This window comes from Brucella intermedia LMG 3301, from assembly GCF_000182645.1.
GTDB lineage: Bacteria > Pseudomonadota > Alphaproteobacteria > Rhizobiales > Rhizobiaceae > Brucella > Brucella intermedia.
This window is the reverse complement of the sequence record NZ_ACQA01000002.1, coordinates 591,208-610,757: the sequence shown is the minus strand read 5'-3', so window position 1 is coordinate 610,757 and position 19,550 is coordinate 591,208. Positions and strand designations below refer to the sequence as shown.

Here is a 19,550-nt window from a genome sequence, read left to right as displayed (position 1 = left end):
TTAGTTGCCGCTTGCCAGCGCGCGCTTCTGACCGATCTGCACTTCCTCGCGCAGATCGTCCCAGATCACCTTGGCAATATCGACAAACTGGCTGTCGTAGCGGATGTCTTCCATGACGCGCGGGCGTGGAATATCGATGTCGTAAACGCTCTTGACCGTGGCCGGACCGGCGGTCAGCACATAAACCTTGTCGGCCAAAGCAATCGCTTCCTCGAGATCGTGCGTAACGAAGATGACCGACGCGCCAGACTGTTGCCAGAGATCGAGCAATTCGCCCTGCATCAAGGTGCGTGTCTGCACGTCAAGCGCGCTGAACGGTTCATCCATGAGCAGGATTTTCGGTTCGTTGATGAATGTCTGCGCCAGCGCCACGCGCTTGCGCATGCCGCCGGAGAGCTGGTGTGGATAGTGGTTTTCAAAGCGGGCGAGACCGACGCGGGCGATCCAGCTGCGCGCTTTCGCATAGGCTTCTTCCTTGCCCATGCCGCGATAGCGCGGACCCGCGCTCACATTGTCGATGACGCTGAGCCACGGAAACAGAGCATCCGCCTGAAACACAAAACCGATATCGGGGCTGATACCTTCGATGGGCTTACCCATCAGACGAACTTCACCGGCACTTGGCTTGGCGAGACCTGTCACGAGATTAAGCGTCGTCGACTTGCCGCAACCGGTCGGGCCGACGACACAGGCAAATTCGCCCTGCGCAACATTCATGGTGAAGTCGCGCAATGCGGTCATCATCTTGCCGTCGGGGGTGACAAAACGGCGGGTTACATTGTTGAGCGCGATTGCAGGCACACTGTTGCCATCTGTTTCACGCGCAATGGTACTGGGGGCTTCCATCAGCATGGGTTCCTCGCGGGTATGCGGCACCGCTCGCACGCGACAGTTTCGTTATCGAGCATCCCGCACCAAAACGGTTTTTCCGTTTTGCTGGAATGCTCTGTCGCGTGCCTGCAATGCGGCTGAATATGTTGAAACAGTGAGACTGACGTTCTACGTGAACGTCAGTCGCAGGCTGGTCACTTCGCAGCGTCAAGCGCCGCGTTGGCCTTGTCCACGAACTCGGTCGTGAACGTCTTCGAAAGATCGACCTGTTTTTCCTGAAGCGGCTTCTTGAAGGTTGCGAGAACCTTGAGAACAGTTTCAGGACCATCTTTTGGCATGCGGCCATCCGGCGTGTACTGCGCCTTGCCCTCGGCAAGCCCCTTCACGTAGAGGTCCTTGTCGCCGACATAATAATCCTTGGGCATCTGGTCTGCGATTTCTTCGGCGCTGTGCGAAGCGATGTAGCGCATGGTCTTGACCAGTGCGTTGGCAAGTTTCTGCGCATCTTCCTTGTGTGTCTCGAGCCATGCGCTCTGCACGTAGAACGAAGCAGCCGGATAAGGTCCGCCAAGGGCTTCGATGGTTTTATCCGGCGTGCGCATGTCGACCAGCACCTTCGCATCGCCGCTCTTCAGCATATTGGCGACAGTCGGCTCCGTGGTCATGCCCGCCTGCACGGCATCCTGCTTGAAGGCTGCAATGAAAGTGTTGCCAGCGCCAACCGGCAGCAACGTATAGTCGCCCTGCTTCAAGCCGTTGCGCATGGCAAGGTACTGGGTCAGGAAGTCTGTAGAAGAACCGAGACCCGTGACACCCAGCGTGTGGCCCTTGAAATCGGCGGGCGACTTGATCTGATCGGCATATTTGCTGGAAACGAGTTCCACTTCACCCGGCGCCTGGCTGAACTGTACGATCGACTGGATGAACTTGCCCTTCGATTGAAGATCGATGGTGTGATCGTAAAAGCCGACCACGGCCTGGGCTGCACCAGCCAAAAGCTCGTTTTCCGCATCGACGCCTGCACGGCTGTTGATCAGTTCGACATCAAGGCCTTCATCCTTGAAGTAACCGAGCTTTTCCGTCAGCACGGCTGGAAGGTAAATCTGCTTTTCCATGCCACCAACGATTACCGTCAGTTTTTCGGCATGGGCCGCGTTTGCGCCAATTACCATCGCGCCGCCAATAATGGCCGCGCCAAACAGATGGCGATATGAATCTATAGAGATTTTCATCTATGCTCCTCCGAGTGCTCCTGCTGGCCCGGCAAAACCAAGCCCCTCCTGATGCCGATTCCTCTATCGGTCTTGAATGGATATCGCAGGCAAGCTTTCAACCAGCTTTCAACACGCTTGCAGCGGTATTTAGGGGCCAACGAAGTGGAAGACAGACTTTATCGCTGTTTGTATCCCATGAAACGGGGCTTTCGAAAACACTATCCAACGTGGCTTGCGTCACTGTCATAAAACGATCAGTTGCATTCCCCTTAAATTAGGGGTTCAATCAGTCGAAGGGGAGGCCCCCAATGCCATTTCGCGGTAACAAATATCAAGGAACATACGCACCTGAGGACCTTCGGGTGCTTCAGGTCGCCTATAACCGTTGCTGTGCGGTTCTGGATCGCTGCCCCACAACACACGAAGATAAAGAGATACTCGCACGAGCAATCATCCGAACATATGAATCCGGTGCACATGATCCGGACAAGATTGCAGAAATCGTGGCCAAGCTCGAAATCGCGCGTGTCTAGTCAGTCGGGGTTGTGCAAGCGCTCGAACTAAGGACTGCCATGTAATTCTTTTGCACCCTGCCCTCACAGAGTATTTTACATAAAGTAAACAATTCTTCGATATAAAGTTTTGCAATCAGCTATATTTTAGTATAGTGGATCACACGGATTTATGGGCTGACAGGACGATCGGTCGGCCAGCCATATGCGGAATGCATAGAATGCCATTTTCGAGAGATTACTACTTCGGGCGCTTCAAACCCGCCGAGTTGAAAGAGCTGCAAACGGCTTATGTGAAGTCGTGCGAAGCAATGGCGCGTTGCCCGATCACCTCTCCCCATAAGGACGAAATGGCGCGCGAAATCATCCAGATTTATGAGTGCGGTGTCTGCGACGCCGAAAAAATCGCGGAACTTATGGTGCAGATCGAGGCGGTGAAGCCGCGTCCGATGAGCGAACTGTTGCTCGCACAGGTAAGTGCGGCCCAACCCAAAACCGCCTGATCAAGATCAATTCCATGCGATAACCGGATGCGAGGCTCGCATCCGGTTATTTTTCGTTCAGCGTTTTGCAACGGGGCGGACAAGTGGCGTCACGCGACGGATGGTGACGCGGCGGTTCTCCTGCTCCGCTGCCTGTGTGCGAATTTTGAGGAAGCGTTCGCCATAACCCTGCGTCACGAGATTTTCAGCCGGGATATCATAGACTTCCGTCAAAAGGCTGGCGACGGACTCAGCTCGTTTGTCCGACAGGACCAGATTTGAGCGGTCCGACCCTACGGCATCAGTATGTCCTTCGATAAAGAAGGTCTCGCCAGGATCCTTCGCCAGCACCTTTTGCATGGCGGTCGCAACCTTGCGCAAGGTCTTGGCTTGCGACATCGAAACTTCGGCACTTCCGGTAGCGAAGTGGATCGTATCCAGATCGATGCGGCGCACCTTGTCACGCAGACGGGCAGAATGACGAACTTCATCGATCGTATAAACGCGCTCAACACGCTCCACCGGCGGCATGGCGAGGAAATCGTAGAAATCGCGATCCGGATCGTCGGCAACGTCAATGATATAATCTCTCACCGGAATGGTGAGACGCATTGGCGGCAGTTCGTAGCCGACATCGATAATCGAAGCGCGCGGATTGTCGTCATATTCGGGCGCATAGATCATCAGATACTCGTTGCCGTCGCGGTCGATACGGGAACGCTGAAGAATGTCACCGTAACGATCATAGATCGTGACAATCTGGTTCCCGCCGGGACGAACGATGGTTTCGCGGGTGCGTCCACGCGGCAATTCATCATAATAAGTCTGCTCGGCATCGCGGCGCAGTCTCGGGCGGTCATCGCCGCGAACGAAGATACGGTCGCCGACATCCAGGATGACGCGGTTGTCGACTTCCTCGATCACTTTGACGTTCGTGACATTGTTCGTCACGTTATTGACCGTCGTATTGTTTATGACCGTGTTGTTCACCACCGTGTTGTTGACGATATTGGTGGTTTCCGGCACGGCAAAGACCGGCGCTTCCTTGATGCGTGTACCCTCTTCCTTGAGATTGGCCTCGATCTTCTGCGGCAGCGCTGCCTTCACCTCTTCCGGGATAGCGACCTGCGCCGCCGCATCATTTGCGGGTGGCGGGGCGTTTTCCTCGGCTGAGCGCTGCTGCTCCCGCTGCTTGCGGCGCTCTTCACGCGACTGGCTTCCCCCGGAATTGTCGGCATCCTTGTCGCTGTCGAGAATGGCGGCGCCATTTTCAACCGGCAAGACAACTGTGTCGTCGGTCTTCGCGGGATCTTTGGCAATCTCCTGCTTTTCCTCGGTCGAGCGCTGATCGACTATTTCCGGCGCAGGCTTTTGCTGGCCGTCGGTCGATTGCGGCTGTTCAACCGGCTGTGCAGGCTGCGCCTCGTTCTGTGGAGCTTCCGATGCTTTCGGCTCCTGCGGCGGAACCTCTTCCGGATGCTCAACGATGGACTCTTCTGCAGGTACTTTCTGCTGAGGCGTTGCCGGAGATGCTTCTGCCGGTTGCTCGGCAGGCTTTTCCGCTTGCGGAGCGGGAGCTTCCTTCACGGGCTTCTCGAGTGCGGGTTGCTCGGGTTTCGCTTCGGGCTCACTTGCCGGAGCTTCCTTCACCGGTTTTTCGGCGGGCGCTGTCTGCTCCTGCGGTTCAGCGGCCTTGCGAGCAGCCTCTTCCTCTGCCTTCTTCTGTTCTTCGGCGCGCCGTTGGGCTTCTTCAGCGGCCTTCTGCTGCTGTTGTTCGCTCTGGCGCTGCGCCTCCTCCTCGGCTTTTTTCTGCTCGGCCGCCTGCTTGGCCTGTTCTTCGGCCTGTTTCTGCGCTTCGCGCTCTGCTGCCTTCTGTTGTTCCTCGGCTTGTTTCTGTGCTTCTCGTTCGGCAGCCTTCTGCTGCTCTTCGGCCTGGCGCTGCGCCTCCGCTTCCGCAGCTCGTTTCTGCTCTTCCGCCTGACGCTGGGCTTCTTCCTGAGCGGCTTTCTGCTGTTGTTCTTCCGCCTGACGACGATTTTCCTCGTCGGCAGCGCGCTGTTTCTCCTCAGCCCTGCGCGCTTCTTCCTCTGCCGCCTTTTGCTGTTCCTCAGCCTCGCGCTGTTGCAGCAATTGCTCGTCGGATGGCTGGTCCCCATTCTCCTGCGCCAACAGGATTGGAGCCGTCAGCGTATCTGCGAGCACGGGCTGCGCGAGAATGGAAGCCGACAGAACCGGCACCGCAACCGTGGCAAGAAGCTTCGAACGAATAGACATATATCCTTCTCCTTCTGGAAGGCAGAATTGGTGTGCGTCTGCCCATGGATTCGCAGGCAAGGACGCCGTACGTCGCCAGCGGTACCCACTGAATTGGGACAAATTCCGGCGATTTCACAAATCCGTTATCGCAATCCACATGAACGCAGGCTGAACTCAACCGTTCCTGAATTGAGAGATTTTTCGCATTCTTTTAGCCAGAAGTTCTATACCTTCCGCGATGCGGTTGAGTGGAATTGAAGAATAGGCGATGCGAAATAACGGCATGGCCGGTCGTCGCTCCAGAAGAACGGCGCTCCGGACTCTATCAGCACGCCGTCCTCTCGCAGATCACGTGCGAGCTTGTCGGCATCCATGCCTTCAGGTCCTTCGATCCAGAACGCAGTACCGCCAAACGCGGACTTGCCCGCGATTTTCAAGCCTTCCCGATCGAGAGCCTCGATCATGGCTATGTGACGCTTGTGATATTCGATCCGCATTCGGTGAATGACTGCATCATAATGGCCAAGCGCCAGAAAATAGGCGGCAGTTCGTTGCAGATGTCCGGGCGGATGACGCAGCATCAGCGCGCGCAACGCCCTCGCCTCGCGAATGACGGGTGCCGGGGCGACGAGATAACCGAGCCGAAGTCCCGGAAAAAGCGATTTGGAAAAGCTGCCCACATAGAGAACGCGACCATACTGGTCGAGCGATTTCAACGCCGGGGTCGGTGGCTGGAGAAAGCTCATCTCGAATTCGTAGTCGTCCTCGACGATGACGAAATCTCGTTCGGCCGCCGCCTCCAGCAACGCGATACGCCGCGCCCGGGGCATGGTGGCGGCTGTGGGGGATTGATGACTTGGCGTAACGAAGACCGCGTCAATCCCGTCCGGCAGAAGTTCGGGCGGCAAGCCGCCTTCATCGACATCAAGTGCCGTAACGCGGGCTCCCGTCAGATGGAGCGTAGCGCTGATGTCCGGATGGCCCGGATTCTCGCATACGACATGCGAACGCCGTGTCAAAAGCAGATGGCTGATGATCCAAAGCGCATTCTGCGCGCCAACCGTAACCAATATCTCGTCCTGCTCCGCGCGTATCCCTCGGCTCGGCAGCGTCCGGGAGCGGATATAATTGACAAGTTCAACATCGTCCGCCGCGGCGAAATCGCCTGCCATGAGGATGAAATCTTCCCGAGCAAGCGCACGCCGGGCGCAATCACGCCATGCGGCCAGGTCGAACAGGGTCTGATCCATCTGGCCATAAAGGAAAGGATAGCGGTATTTTCGCCAATCCAGCGGCTTGCGAATGGTCTTGGCGATATTGAAGCCGGGACGCAGTTTGGACGACCAGTCGACAGCGGTGTCGGGGGTCTGCAAGAAATCCCTGTCGGGATGACTAATGGGCGGGGTCGTGGCCACATGGTAGGCGCTGCGTGAGCGCACTTCCAGATAGCCTTGGGAAACAAGTTCCTGATAGGCAAGCGTTACCGTCAGGCGCGAGACTTTCAGATAACCAGCCAGCCCTCGCGTCGACGGCATGCGAGCGCCCGGAAGAACGGCCCCAGACAGAATGGCCGATACAGTGGTTTCACGGATCTGCGATTGCAATCCGGTATTTCTGCTGCCGTCTATGAAGAATATCGTTGGCGAAACGGCGTCCAAAGCCCTGCTCCATTAGTAAATCTGCAACTGCGCCTCGGTTTGCGTCAGTTTTTCCGCTTCATGTTCCACTTAGCAATAGCGTTTCTTCTTTCTGATTTTCCCCATGGAATAATTGCGCCTGGCGAAAGTGTGTGCATGTCCGCATATCCGGCAGCACCCTCTCCGCCGTCAAACTGGACTTATTGACTATTCCAACTGGATATAAGGCAAATGTGATGACGTGGCTATCGTTTGTAATCAGAACTGGAGATTGGCGAAAAACGCCAACGGTCATGACCAAGTCAGACGTGGTTCTTAAATGGAAGGGGAACTCCATGAACTATTTCAACAGCATAAAACGGGTGGTGTTATTTTCAGCCGCAGCAGCGCTTTCTACGTCTGCGGCCTATGCCGAAACCACGGTCGTGGTCGGTTATCAGCAGATCGTAGGGCCGTTTCTGACTGCGATTGCCAACGGAAAATTCGATGCGGCCGCCAAGGAGGCCGGATACAAGATCGACTGGCGCCAGTTCGCGTCGGGCGGGGATATTTCCACGGCCCTTGCGTCCGGCAATGTGCCGGTAGGCGTGATCGGCTCGACAGGCATCGCGGCAGCTGCCACACGCGGGGTCGACCTCCAGCTCTTCTGGATCCTCGATAATATCGGCAAGTCGGAAGCACTGGTGGCGCGCGAAGGTTCCGGCATCGAGAAGCCGGAAGACCTCAAGGGCAAGAAGATCGGCGTGCCGTTCGTCTCGACCTCGCACTTCCATCTTCTCGTCGGCATGGACGACATCTGGAAGATCAATCCACGCGATGCGGAAATCCTCAACATGACGCCGCCGCAAATCGTTGCCGCCTGGCAGCGGGGCGATATCGATGCGGCCTATGTCTGGCCCCCGGCTCTTTCCGAAATTCTCAAGTCGGGCAAGGAAATTGCCAATTCGGAAGAAATTGGCGCAAAAAGTGTTCCGACTTTCGACGGGCTCGTGGTCGACAAGAGTTTCGCCAGCGAGAATCCGAAATTCATGACCGCCTTCACCGCCGTGCTCAAGGATGCCTATGCCGACTACAAGGCCAATGGTGGCCAGTGGACGGCAGATTCGGATCAGGTGAAGGGTATGGTCAAGCTGATCGGCGGCAATGCCGCTGACATACCCGGCGCGCTCGCGCTGTTGTCCTTCCCGACAGTGGAAGAACAGGCTTCACCGAGCTGGCTCGGCGGCGGCAAGGACAGCGGCGCGCTCAAATCCGTCACCCAGAGCGCAAAATTCCTCGTCGATCAAAAACAGCTCGACAAGGCTCTGGACGACTATAGCGGCAACGTAAACGGCAGTTTTGCGGAAGCCGCCGCAAAGTAATTACGTGAAGTAATTCAAGCGCCTCCACCAGCGCATGTCTTTGAGGGACAGTCGCTGAACCGAGACGGTTCCTGCATTGACGCAACCTTTGGTTTATGCCGGAACCGCTTTCTCGTTCCCGAAAGGTGACGTTATGGAAACCTTGAACGTATCGAATGTCAGTCTGACCTATCCCGGTCTTTATGTGGAAGAAGCCGTGATTGCACTGAAGGGTGTCAATCTGCGGATCGACAGCGGGGATTTCGTGGTGGCGCTGGGTGCGTCCGGCTGCGGCAAGACCACGCTTCTCAATCTGATGGCTGGTTTCATGATCCCGTCATCCGGAGAAATCACGCTGGGTGGACGCCAGGTGCGCGGCCCCGGCGCCGACAGAGGTGTCGTGTTCCAGAAACACGCACTTCTTCCCTGGCTCAATGTCATCGACAACACCGAGTTCGGCCTGAAGCTTCAAGGTGTGCCGAAGGCAGAACGCCGCGCACGCGCCACAAGAAACCTGGCTCTGGTAGGCCTGCAGGATTTTCATAATCACAAGATCTACCAACTCTCCGGCGGAATGCAGCAGCGCGTGGGCATCGCCCGCGCTCTTACCTGCGATCCGGCGATGCTGCTCATGGACGAGCCTATGGCAGCGCTCGATGCCCTCACCCGCGAGACGATCCAGGAGTTGCTGTTGCGGGTCTGGCAGGTAACCAACAAAATGTTCTTCTTCATCACTCACAGCGTCGAAGAAGCCCTGTTTCTCGGTTCGCGCCTGATCGTCATGTCGCCGCGTCCCGGACGGATCACTCACACCTACGATCTGGATTTCAACCGACGCTTTCTGGAATGCGGTGACGCGCGCGCCGTCAAGTCCAGTCCCGATTTCATCAAGATGCGTGAGACAATTCTGGGGATTATCTATGGCGATGAACGTGCATCAGGAAACCCGGAACTGGTCCATGCTTGAGTTCGTCACTCGGGCACGACCAGTCAAACCCGGTAAAATCTATGGCGCCCCCGGCGATGGCAACAGCGGCTTCATCAGCCTTGTGACCGCACTGATCTTGCTGGGGCTCTGGTTTCTCGTAACTGGAATGGGGTGGGTCAAGCCGCTGTTTCTGCCCTCTCCCTTTGCGGTCTATGGCAAGTTCATGGTGGCGATGACAGACGGTGTGGCAAACTCCACTCTGGCCGAACACACGCTCGCCAGCCTTGGACGCGTATTGGGCGCTTTCGCGATTGCCTGTGTCACGGCAATTCCGATCGGGATCATGATGGGCATGAGCAGTTTCGTTCGCGGCGTGCTGGACCCGATTATCGAGTTCTACCGTCCGTTGCCGCCGCTTGCCTATCTGCCTCTGATCATCATCTGGCTCGGCATCGGCGAATTTCCGAAGGTGTTCCTCATCTTCCTCGCCATCTTCGCGCCAATGGCTATTGCGGCGAGAGCCGGTGTTCGCTCGGTCTCGACGGAACAGATCCATGCCGCCTACGCCATGGGCGCATCCCGGACCCAGGTCATAACCCAGGTCATCATGAAAGCGGCAATGCCGGAAATCTTCACCGGCATGCGCATCGGCATCGGTGTGGGCTGGACGACGCTGGTTGCCGCGGAAATGGTGGCAGCACATCGCGGGCTTGGCTTCATGGTGCTCAATGCCGCGCAGTTTCTGGCAAGCGATACCGTCATCATGGGCATTATAGTCATAGGCGTGTTCGCTTTCGCCTTCGACCTCCTGATCCGCTATCTGGAAAAGGTGCTTATTCCGTGGAAGGGCAAAATCTGACGATGCCTCGACCGCTTTAAACAGCCCGTCCGAAATCCAGTTCGCAACATCAACCGCGCGGCAGTGCTGCCGCGCCACGGGCAAGCTTTGCCCGAAAACAAGACGCATACCAGACTTGGCAGGGAGCAACCGAATGTCCGCAGGGCAACTCACAGAGAAACATTTTTCCGATCTTTTCGACGCCTTCAACCGGCACGACATCGACGCGATCATGGCCTTTTTCGCTGACGATTGCGTGTTCTTTACCATCGGCGGCGATGAGGTCTACGGCGCCCGCCTCGAAGGCAAGGACGCCATTGCCAAGGCTTTCTCCGGGGTTTGGGCTGCCATGCCCGACGTGAGGTGGGACGGACACCGGCATTTCGTGAGCGGCGACCGCGCCGTATCCGAATGGACCTTTCGCGGGACCGATGCCAGCGGCGCGCGCGTCGAGGCCGAAGGCTGCGATCTCTTCACACAGCGCGGCGGCAAGATCGTCCGCAAGCAGGCATTCCGCAAGAACCGGCCTTTGCTGAAGGCGTAAGCCCCAACATTGTCCGTCGGTGAATTGGAGGACCGACATATGGATACCCACACGCTCAACAGTTTCTCGGCAACCGAACCATTCGATCCCGCCTATGATCCGGTGGTCTCAAAAACGCCCGGACAAGGCCGTGACTATGCGCCGACCTATTGGATCGGAACCGCCGGGTCCGCGCCGGAAGATGACGGCCCCATTCGGGGCGACGTCGACGCTGATGTCGTCATCGTCGGTTCTGGTTACACGGGTCTTTCGGCAGCGATCCACCTTGCCCGCGACCATGGCGTCAAGGCTACGGTACTGGAAGCGAACGGCGTGGCCTGGGGATGCAGCACCCGCAATGGCGGACAGGCGCAGATTTCCGCCGGACGGCTCAAGCGATCGCAATGGATCGAGCGTTGGGGCGTGGACGTTGCCCGCAAGCTGCACAGGGAAATCGCCGAAGGTTTCGATCTCTTCCGGTCTCTGATTGCCGAACCCGAAATCGATTGCGACCCGCAGGATGGCGGTCACCTCTACATCGCCCATCGCGACAAGGTTCTCCCATCGCTGGAGAAGGAATCCCGCCTGCTGAATGAGGTGTTCGGCTATCGCACACGGATGGTCAGCCGCGATGAAATTCATCGCGATTTCATCCGCGATCAGGAAGCACGCGGTGCGATGTACGAACCGGACGGGATGGGCATTCACGCCGCAAAGTTGGCCTTCGGCTATCTCCGGCTTGCCCGCAAGCTTGGAGCGAAGGTACACACTTCAAGCCCCGTTCTAAGTTGCCGCAAGAACGGTAATGTCTTCCACCTCAACACGCCGAACGGCACGGTCAAGGCGCGACAGGTGTGCTTTGCGACGGCAGGTTATACTTCCCCCGGTCTTCATCCGCTCACCCGTTACCGGCTGATGCCCGTGCTGTCGAATTCCATCGTCACGCGGCCGCTGACAGCGGAGGAAATCGAGGCATGCGGTCCGAAAACGGGCATCCCGCTGACCGATACACGCACGCTTCGCCACTATTACCGTTTTCTGCCGGATGGGCGGATGCAGATCGGCAGCCGCAGCGCCATTACAGGAGCTGATGCTCCAAACCCGAAGCACTACGATCTTCTGCTTTCTGGCCTTTACCGAAAATTCCCGGCCCTGAAAGGCATCAAGATCGATTATTCCTGGTGGGGCTGGGTCGATGTCAGCCATGACATGATGCCCCGCATATATCGGCCTGATCCGTCGCAGGAAATCTATTATGCCATGGGTTATGGCGGCAATGGCGTGATGTATTCGGCGCAGGCCGGACGCCGCGTCGCCCAATTGATGACAGGTGGCGGACAGGGACTGGACCTGCCGATCTTCACCTCCGAGCTGCCGAGCTACGGCATGCTCACTCCATTCAGGCGCATAGGCCAGCGCGCAATGTATCGCTGGTATGCGCTGAAAGACGAAGTTCTCTGAATTCCAAGGAAAGGTACGCGCCATGAAAATGACGACGGAAGAGGCATTTGTTAAGGTTCTACAGATGCACGGGATAGAACATGCATTTGGCATCATCGGTTCTGCGATGATGCCGGTGTCTGATCTTTTTCCAAAGGCGGGCATTACCTTCTGGGATTGCGCGCATGAGACGAATGCGGCGCTGATCTGCGATGGCTATACGCGTGTGACCGGCAAGATGGGCATGGCCATTGCCCAGAATGGCCCCGGTGTGACCGGCTTCGTGACCGCCATCAAGACGGCCTACTGGAACCACACGCCCATGCTGCTTGTCACGCCGCAGGCTGCCAACAAGACCATTGGTCAGGGCGGCTTTCAGGAAGTGGACCAGATGGCGCTCTTCGAGGAAATGGTCTGCTATCAGGAAGAAGTGCGCGATGCGACCCGCATTCCCGAAGTGCTGAACCGGGTGATTGAAAAGGCATGGCGCGGCTGTGCGCCGGCGCAGATCAATGTTCCGCGCGATTTCTGGACGCAGGTCATCGATGTCGACCTGCCGCAAATCGTGCGTTTGGAGCGCCCGAGCGGCGGTCGCGAGGCGATTGCCGAAGCCGCAAAGCTTCTGACGGAAGCAAAATTCCCGGTCATTCTCAACGGCGCGGGTGTCGTCATCGGTGGCGCGATCCCGGAATCCATTGCACTTGCCGAAAGGCTCGATGCGCCGGTCTGTTGCGGCTATCAGCACAATGATGCCTTTCCCGGCACCCATCCGCTGTCCGTAGGCCCACTCGGCTATAATGGTTCGAAGGCCGCGATGGAACTGATCGCCAAGGCTGACGTTGTTCTGGCCCTCGGCACCCGCCTCAATCCATTTTCGACACTGCCCGGCTACGGCATTGATTACTGGCCGAAAGATGCAAAGATCATTCAGGTTGACATCAATCCGGACCGCATCGGGCTCACCAAGAAAATCTCGGTCGGCATTTGCGGTGATGCCAGGCAGGTTGCACAGCAGATACTCGATCAACTGGGAGCCAATGCGGGCAACACCGGTCGCGATGAGCGCAAGCAACTCATCCATCAGCGCAAGTCCGCCTGGCTGCAGCAGCTTTCCGCAATGGATCATGAGGATGACGATCCCGGCACACAGTGGAATGCGGAGGCAAGGGACCGCGAAAAGGACCGCATGTCGCCGCGACAGGCATGGCGCGCCATTCAGGCCGGCATGCCGAAAAACGCCATCATGTCGACCGACATCGGCAATAATTGCGCCATCGGCAATGCCTATCCAAGCTTCGAGCAAGGCCGCAAATATCTGGCGCCGGGCATGTTCGGCCCGTGCGGTTATGGCTTTCCGTCCATCGTCGGTGCGAAAATCGGCCAGCCCGACACGCCGGTGGTCGGGTTCGCTGGCGACGGTGCGTTCGGCATCTCCATGAACGAGATGACCTCCATCGGCCGCAAGGGTTGGCCTGCGATCACCATGGTCATCTTCCGCAACTATCAATGGGGGGCCGAAAAGCGCAACACCACGCTTTGGTACGACAATAACTTTGTGGGCACAGAGCTCAATCCGAACCTGAGCTACGCCAAGGTGGCTGATGGCTGCGGCCTCAAGGGTGTGACCGTTGATAGCCAGCAGGCGCTCACCGAAGCCTTGCAGACGGCGATTGACGAACAGGCAAAGGGTGTGACCACCTTCATCGAAGTGGTGCTCAACCAGGAACTGGGCGAACCGTTCCGCCGCGATGCAATGAAAAAGCCGGTTGTCGTGGCGGGCATCGACAAGGCCGACATGCGCCAGCAGATGCCGGTTTGACGATGATGCCGGGAGGTTTTCCTCCCGGCCACTCCGGGGAAACACACTTCCATGCTGCCATTGGAAAAGATTTTTGAAAAAGCGCGTTCAAGGCCGCGTCACATTGTGCTGGCCGAGGGCGAAGACCCGCGCATAATCGACGCGGCGCTGCGTGCGGAGCGCGAAGGCATTGCCCGCATCACGCTTCTGGGGTCCGAAAACGTTGTCGGCAATGGATCATCAATTGCAGTTATCGATCCCAAGACATCGGATAGAAGCGCGGATTATGCGCACAAGCTCTACCAGCTGCGCCAGGCCAAGGGCATGACGGAAGAACAGGCCGAGGCGATGGTGAAGACGCCGCTCGGCTTTGCTGCCATGATGGTGCGTGAAGGCGATGCTGATGGAACGGTTGCCGGTGCGGTTGCGACGACAGCTGATGTGGTTCGCCACGCGCTGCAGATCATCGGCAAGGGCGAAGGAGCATCGCTTGTTTCAAGCTTTTTCCTGATGCTTTTATGTCAGACCTATCATCAGAAGAAAGGCGCTTTCGTCTTTGCCGATTGCGGCCTCGTGGTGGAACCGGATGCCGCACAGCTTGCCGATATCGCCATCCAGTCGGCAGACTCTTATCGTCAGCTTACCGAAAAAGACGCAGCCGTCGCCATGCTGTCCTTCTCCACCGGCGGCAGTGCCGCGCATGAGCGCGTGTCGAAGGTGGTGCAGGCGACGCGGACGGTCAGAGACCGGGAGCCCGATCTGTGCATCGACGGCGAACTTCAATTCGACACGGCTTTTGTGGAGGCGATCAGCCACGCAAAATCGCCGGATTCACCCCTGAAGGGCAACGCCAACGTGTTCGTGTTTCCCAATCTCGAGGCCGCCAATATTGGCTACAAGATTGCCCAACGCATCGGTGGCGCACAGGCCATCGGTCCCGTGCTTCAGGGGTTGGCCAAACCGGCCAACGACCTTTCCCGCGGTTGCAGCGCTGACGATGTCCTCCACATGATCGCTATAACCGTCAATCAGGCAAAGTGAGGACATCGCGCTATTCGCAACAGCTAGGGCTTGAGGAAGCGCGCGGCTATGTCATAGAGAAACTGCGGCAGCACGGTAAAGGCATAGGGAGCGTAGATCCGTTCCAGCCGCTGATGGTACTCGCGGCCCCACGGACCAATATTCACCACAGGATATGAAAGCGCCTTCGGATTGGCACGGTCTATGAATTGAGCTGCCGGTATATTGGCCGCAATGACCTCACTATCCGCCGCATCCGGCACATGGCCGAAAAAACTCATATCGGAGATACCGGCAAATATCTCACGATACCGGATAGTCGTCTCGAACTGGCGCTCCGCGTCCACACGTGCGGTTTCCAGAGCTTCTGCAAAACGCTGTTCTTCTACCGTTTCAACTCCCATGCGAACATGCGGATAGACGAGACTTCCAAAGCCGATAACCACCGTCGGGCCAGTAACGCGGGCCTCCGCGACCATTCGATCCACAAGTTCGCGCGTAATGAGGAGCGGGTTGTCGCTGCTTGAAAGTTCAGCTTCCAACACTGCGATCCGTTCCAGCGCTGCATCGCCGCCAACGCGCCGAACCTCCTCGCGTAACTCGGCTGTGGTCAGAATTCGGCCCTTGTGATTGACGTTCGCCTCGCTGCCGACCAGCTTTGCAAACCGGTCCGCCTCGACATTGAAATGTGTGATTGCGCGATCCAGCGCCTCGCCGACAATCGACTTGAAACGCTGAAACAGTGCGTCGGGCGAGACGGAATGGGTCAGCCAGTTAAACGCGACCCATGTCCGTTCCGGCGTGGTCACTTCATAACCACCCCGGAAATCTCGTGCTTCAAGACAGATAGGCGGAGGCGAGACCTCACCGTCGCCCGTATCGCAAACAGTCGCATTGGCTTCGACCGCTCGCATGATTTCCGACGCGATGAGATGCGCGCTGACACCTTCAAACGGATAGCTCGCATGGGATGGCTGGCCAACCACGAAAGCAAAGGGAAGCTGTTTGCCGATGGTGCCGCGATAGATGGCGCGGCCTTCCGCACCTTCGCCCTGATCGCTTGTTGCATCCAGATTGATACCGGCAACGATATCCAGCCCCCAACGTTCGACAAGTTCAGGCAGGGCGTCGCGCAGACTGCGCATTCCCCGCGAGCCGCGTTCTTCGTCAGGTGTAGCGAACAGGATCAGATTGCCTTCCCGGTCCGGCTGTTGCGAGAAACGTTCCAATACCGCAATGCCTGCGGCGACCCCGCTTTTCATGTCGAGCATGCCTCGGCCGGGAATGTAATTTCCGCTCCTGAAATCGGCGAGAGCCTTTTCCTCGTTCGGTGCAAGCGGACGGCTCGAAAGGTCAGCAAGAAGCGCTTCGAGCAAGGCGTCGGGTTCGAATGCCAGATGTTTCAAATCCCGGTAATTGCCGGTTTCCACCACATCGAAATGGCCGGCCAGCGCCAAAGTCCGCCGCCCGGTCCCGCGAACGACCGCGACGACATTCCTGGTCATCGGCGAACCGTGACTGTCGATGACAGCAATGTCGTCAGGATTTTCCTGGAAGTAAGGAATCTCGCGCAAAAGTTCGGCAAGCTTGGGGCCGAACGATGCCTCGTCAGGTGTTCCGGTCTCACTTGGCCATTTCACCATGCGATAGGAGAGTTCTCGCACCCGTTCCGTCGGGTTCCATTCATTTGGGCTTGCCACGGTCTTTCCTCGCTCAATAGTTCCCCGTCTCCGTACCTAGGTACAGGCGGGTCATGATCTGTTTTAAAAAGTCACTTACTGGTTGAGATGCTTTTTCAGGAACGCACGCGTTCTCTCATTTTCCGGATTGGTGAAGATCACATCCGGCTTGCCTTCCTCCACCACGACGCCCTTGTCCATGAACAGCACCTTGTCGGAGACCTCAGCCGCGAAACGCATTTCATGGGTCACGATCAGCATGGTCATATGCTCCTGCGCGAGCTGTTTCATGACCTGATTGACCTCCTCGACCAACTCCGGATCGAGCGCGGATGTCGCTTCGTCAAACAGCATGACTTTCGGCTGCATCGCCAGTGCGCGGGCGATGGCCACACGCTGCTTCTGTCCGCCCGACAGACGCGACGGATACATGGAAGCCTTGTCGGCGAGACCGACTTTCTTCAAAAGGGAAACGGCCAGTTCCTGGGCTTCCTGCTTGCTCTTGCCCTTCAACTTGATAGGCCCGAGCGTGATGTTTTCCATCACATTGAGATGCGGGAACAGATTGAAGTGCTGGAAAACCATGCCCATCTGCTGACGCACGGCATTGATATGCCGCTCGAAGGCACGCCCGCTCAACGACTGGTTCACCTGCACGCCGTCAAGCAGAATCTGGCCCGAATTGACTGTTTCCAGATGGTTGATGGAGCGAAGCAACGTGCTTTTGCCGGAACCGGAAGGGCCGATAATGGCAATGATCTGGCCGCGTTCGACCGACAGGTTGATGCCTTTGAGAACCTCGAGTGCGCCATAAGCCTTGTGGACGTCGCGCACTTCCACCATGGGTTTGCTGTTGCTCATCGGTAAGCCTCGACTTTCTTTTCCATCCAGTGCAATCCGGCTTCCAGGATGAGATTGAGTACGTAGAAGATCACTGCAGCAGTGATGTAGAATTCAAACGGGCTGTAGGTTTCACTGATCGCCTGCTGCGATGCATGCACCAGTTCGGTAATCCCGATTACCGACACGAGAGCCGTGTCCTTCAGAAGGGCAATCAGGTTGTTGCCCACCTGCGGCAGCGCATTGCGCACGGCCTGCGGTACGATGATGTAGCGCAGAGTTTGACCGCTGCCGAAGCCTAGCGAACGGGCACCTTCGTTCTGCCCCGGATCGACGGTGAGGATCGCAGTGCGGAAAAGATCGGAATTATAAACCGCGAAATGCAGGCCAAGGCCTATAACGCCGGTCCACACGGCGGGAATGTTGATGCCGATCTGCGAGAGGCCATAGTAGAGCAGGAAGAGCTGCAGGAGCAGCGGCGTGCCCATGAACAGCCAGATGAAAAAACGAACCGGATAACGTACCAGCCAGTTGCCGTATAGGACGAGCAAGGCAAACGCGATGCCGCCGAAGAAGCTGACGATGGATGAGGACACAGCGATGATGAGCGTCCACCAGACGCCGGTCATCAGCAGTTCGGTATAAGGCGGGACGATGGAGAAATCGAGTTGCATGGTGTCACCGCCTATTTGAGTGCGTAGCGGGCTTCGAGGAAATCGACGAAGCGTGCAACGATATAGATGAGGACCATGTAGATGGCCGCAGCGATCCCGAAGATTTCAAAGGGCCGGTAGGTCGAGCCGATGAAGCGCTGGGCCGTATAGGTCAGTTCGACCACCGAAATCGCTGAAACCAGAGCGGACCCCTTGATGAGCATCACGGTGTTGACGCCGAGCGAGCGGATCATCAGGCGGGCTGCCTGCGGCAGCACTACAAAGCGCATCGACTGTCCGCTGCTGAAACCGATGGAACGGGCAGCTTCGTTCTGGCCGGCATCCACCGTCAGAATGGCGCCTCGCATGGCTTCAGCGTAATAGGCGCCGATATTGAGGCCGAGGCCAATGGCACCGGCTGCGAAAGGCTCGAGATTGATGCCGATCTGCGGCCCGCCGAAATAGAGAACGAAGAGCTGCAGAAGACACGGGGTGCCGCGAAAAACGCTGACGTAAGCAGCTCCGATAAAACGTAAGGGCCAGAAGCGCGATAGCTTCGCTGCTGTGGCAAGCGCGCCGACGCTCAGTCCTATAAGAATGGCCAGCGCCGATATTTCGACGGTAACCAGGGCGGCTTCCAGAAAATATGGAAAGACCTCCGCCATCAAAGAGAAATTCATCATCTCCCCTTTCCTGTCTGGAGAACCAAGTCGGAAAGACATGTTGCCGGGACAATTGTGGAACAGCCATCCCGGCAAGGGGTTTCAAATAGTTAGCGGATGTCGCGGCCGATCCATTTGGTCGAGATATTCTCGTAGGTGCCATCGGCTTTCATGTCGTCGAGGGCCTTGTTGATGGCATCCTTCAGCTCGGGATTACCCTTGCGCAGGGCGATGCCGACATTGTCGGTGCCCTGAAGCTCCGGCGTATCGAGCTGGCGAACCTTCTCGCCGCTTTCCTTGATGGCGATCAGGATCGGAATATCATCCGAAGCAATGGCGTCGACGCGGCCTGAACGAAGCTCCAGCAGCAATTCCGGTATGCCCTTATAGGTGCGAACCGTCCAGCCGCCCTGCTCGCGCGCCCACTTGTCGCTGGTTTCACCAAGCGTAACGGCGATGGTCTTGCCCTGCTTCAGTTCGTCCATGGACTTGATCGGGGAAGCTTCCGTCACGAAGATGCCACGGCCACCACGATAATACGGGCCTGCAAAATCGACGGCCTTTTCACGTTCGGGCGTGATGCTCATGCTGCCGACGACCACATCGAACTTGCCCGCGCGCAGACCGGCAATGATGCCATCGAAAGCGGTGGTTACGACAACCGGCTTCACACCAAGGCGCTTGGCGATTTCAGTGCCGATATCGACGTCGAAGCCGACAACCTGGTTCTGACCGTCGACAAAGCTGAATGGCGGGAAAACGCCGCTCATGCCGATGCGCAATTCACCGCTCTGCTTGACCTTTTCAAGGTCATTCGCCTGCGCGGGTGCGAGCATCATCAGTGCACCGATGCCAGCGGCAACAAGTGAAGACAGAAGAGTTTTCATTTCGTTTTCT

16 protein-coding genes and 1 pseudogene are annotated in these 19,550 nt (G+C 57.4%); 8 read left to right on the top strand and 9 right to left on the bottom strand.

Annotated features, from left to right (window positions below; genetic code table 11):
• Positions 1 to 852 (bottom strand): ABC transporter ATP-binding protein, encoded by an 852-nt coding sequence (locus OINT_RS15290; protein ID WP_006471287.1) that lies wholly within the window; start codon positions 850 to 852, stop codon positions 1 to 3.
• 173 nt (positions 853 to 1,025) lie between these two features.
• Positions 1,026 to 2,063, bottom strand: a complete 1,038-nt coding sequence (locus OINT_RS15285) for an ABC transporter substrate-binding protein (RefSeq protein ID WP_006468777.1) — start codon at positions 2,061 to 2,063, stop codon at positions 1,026 to 1,028.
• 715 nt (positions 2,064 to 2,778) lie between these two features.
• Here OINT_RS15285 and OINT_RS15275 point away from each other — a divergent pair.
• Positions 2,779 to 3,060, top strand: coding sequence for a hypothetical protein (locus OINT_RS15275; RefSeq protein ID WP_006471286.1), 282 nt, complete (start codon positions 2,779 to 2,781; stop codon positions 3,058 to 3,060).
• Positions 3,061 to 3,117: 57 nt separating this feature from the next.
• Here OINT_RS15275 and OINT_RS15270 read toward each other — a convergent pair whose 3' ends face one another.
• Positions 3,118 to 5,313: an OmpA family protein gene (locus OINT_RS15270; RefSeq protein ID WP_039853248.1), complete on the bottom strand. Its 2,196-nt coding sequence runs from the start codon at positions 5,311 to 5,313 to the stop codon at positions 3,118 to 3,120.
• A 156-nt stretch (positions 5,314 to 5,469) separates the two neighbouring features.
• Positions 5,470 to 6,953 (bottom strand): annotated as a pseudogene (gene pdxR, locus OINT_RS15265) (MocR-like pyridoxine biosynthesis transcription factor PdxR).
• Positions 6,954 to 7,267: 314 nt separating this feature from the next.
• Between pdxR and tauA the strand changes: the two are divergent.
• From tauA to pta, 7 genes are all read left to right on the top strand, one after another.
• A complete protein-coding gene (gene tauA / locus OINT_RS15255; RefSeq protein WP_021585610.1) occupies positions 7,268 to 8,293 on the top strand; it encodes a taurine ABC transporter substrate-binding protein in 1,026 nt (341 codons plus the stop codon).
• 133 nt (positions 8,294 to 8,426) lie between these two features.
• Positions 8,427 to 9,239 (top strand): taurine ABC transporter ATP-binding protein, encoded by an 813-nt coding sequence (locus OINT_RS15250; RefSeq protein WP_006471747.1) that lies wholly within the window; start codon positions 8,427 to 8,429, stop codon positions 9,237 to 9,239.
• Positions 9,232 to 10,059: an ABC transporter permease subunit gene (locus tag OINT_RS15245; RefSeq protein WP_006471746.1), complete on the top strand. Its 828-nt coding sequence runs from the start codon at positions 9,232 to 9,234 to the stop codon at positions 10,057 to 10,059. Before OINT_RS15250 ends, OINT_RS15245 begins: the two co-directional genes overlap by 8 nt.
• Before the next feature lie 133 nt (positions 10,060 to 10,192).
• Entirely contained in the window at positions 10,193 to 10,582 is a 390-nt protein-coding gene (locus OINT_RS15240; protein ID WP_006471745.1) for a nuclear transport factor 2 family protein, read from the top strand.
• A 39-nt stretch (positions 10,583 to 10,621) separates the two neighbouring features.
• On the top strand, positions 10,622 to 12,022 hold the full coding sequence (locus OINT_RS15235) for an NAD(P)/FAD-dependent oxidoreductase (protein ID WP_039853244.1): 1,401 nt from the start codon (positions 10,622 to 10,624) through the stop codon (positions 12,020 to 12,022).
• Positions 12,023 to 12,044: 22 nt separating this feature from the next.
• Complete coding sequence (gene xsc, locus OINT_RS15230; protein ID WP_006468767.1) at positions 12,045 to 13,820, top strand: sulfoacetaldehyde acetyltransferase; 1,776 nt, start codon at positions 12,045 to 12,047, stop codon at positions 13,818 to 13,820.
• A gap of 51 nt (positions 13,821 to 13,871) precedes the next feature.
• Complete coding sequence (gene pta, locus OINT_RS15225) at positions 13,872 to 14,840, top strand: phosphate acetyltransferase (RefSeq protein ID WP_006468766.1); 969 nt, start codon at positions 13,872 to 13,874, stop codon at positions 14,838 to 14,840.
• Between the two features lie 23 nt (positions 14,841 to 14,863).
• Here pta and OINT_RS15220 read toward each other — a convergent pair whose 3' ends face one another.
• The 5 genes from OINT_RS15220 to OINT_RS15200 all read right to left on the bottom strand — a co-directional run bounded on the left by OINT_RS15220 (position 14,864) and on the right by OINT_RS15200 (position 19,540).
• Complete coding sequence (locus OINT_RS15220; protein ID WP_006471744.1) at positions 14,864 to 16,462, bottom strand: M20/M25/M40 family metallo-hydrolase; 1,599 nt, start codon at positions 16,460 to 16,462, stop codon at positions 14,864 to 14,866.
• Between the two features lie 132 nt (positions 16,463 to 16,594).
• Positions 16,595 to 17,359 (bottom strand): amino acid ABC transporter ATP-binding protein, encoded by a 765-nt coding sequence (locus OINT_RS15215; protein WP_006468764.1) that lies wholly within the window; start codon positions 17,357 to 17,359, stop codon positions 16,595 to 16,597.
• Positions 17,356 to 18,012 carry an amino acid ABC transporter permease gene (locus tag OINT_RS15210; RefSeq protein WP_006468763.1) on the bottom strand — a complete coding sequence of 219 codons (657 nt, stop codon included), beginning with the start codon at positions 18,010 to 18,012 and terminating at the stop codon, positions 17,356 to 17,358. Before OINT_RS15210 ends, OINT_RS15215 begins: the two co-directional genes overlap by 4 nt.
• Positions 18,013 to 18,023: 11 nt before the next feature.
• The gene (locus tag OINT_RS15205) at positions 18,024 to 18,671 is read right to left on the bottom strand and encodes an amino acid ABC transporter permease (RefSeq protein ID WP_006471742.1); all 648 of its coding nucleotides are present in this window, start codon (positions 18,669 to 18,671) and stop codon (positions 18,024 to 18,026) included.
• Positions 18,672 to 18,763: 92 nt separating this feature from the next.
• Positions 18,764 to 19,540, bottom strand: a complete 777-nt coding sequence (locus OINT_RS15200; RefSeq protein ID WP_006468760.1) for an ABC transporter substrate-binding protein — start codon at positions 19,538 to 19,540, stop codon at positions 18,764 to 18,766.
• Positions 19,541 to 19,550 lie beyond the last annotated feature (10 nt).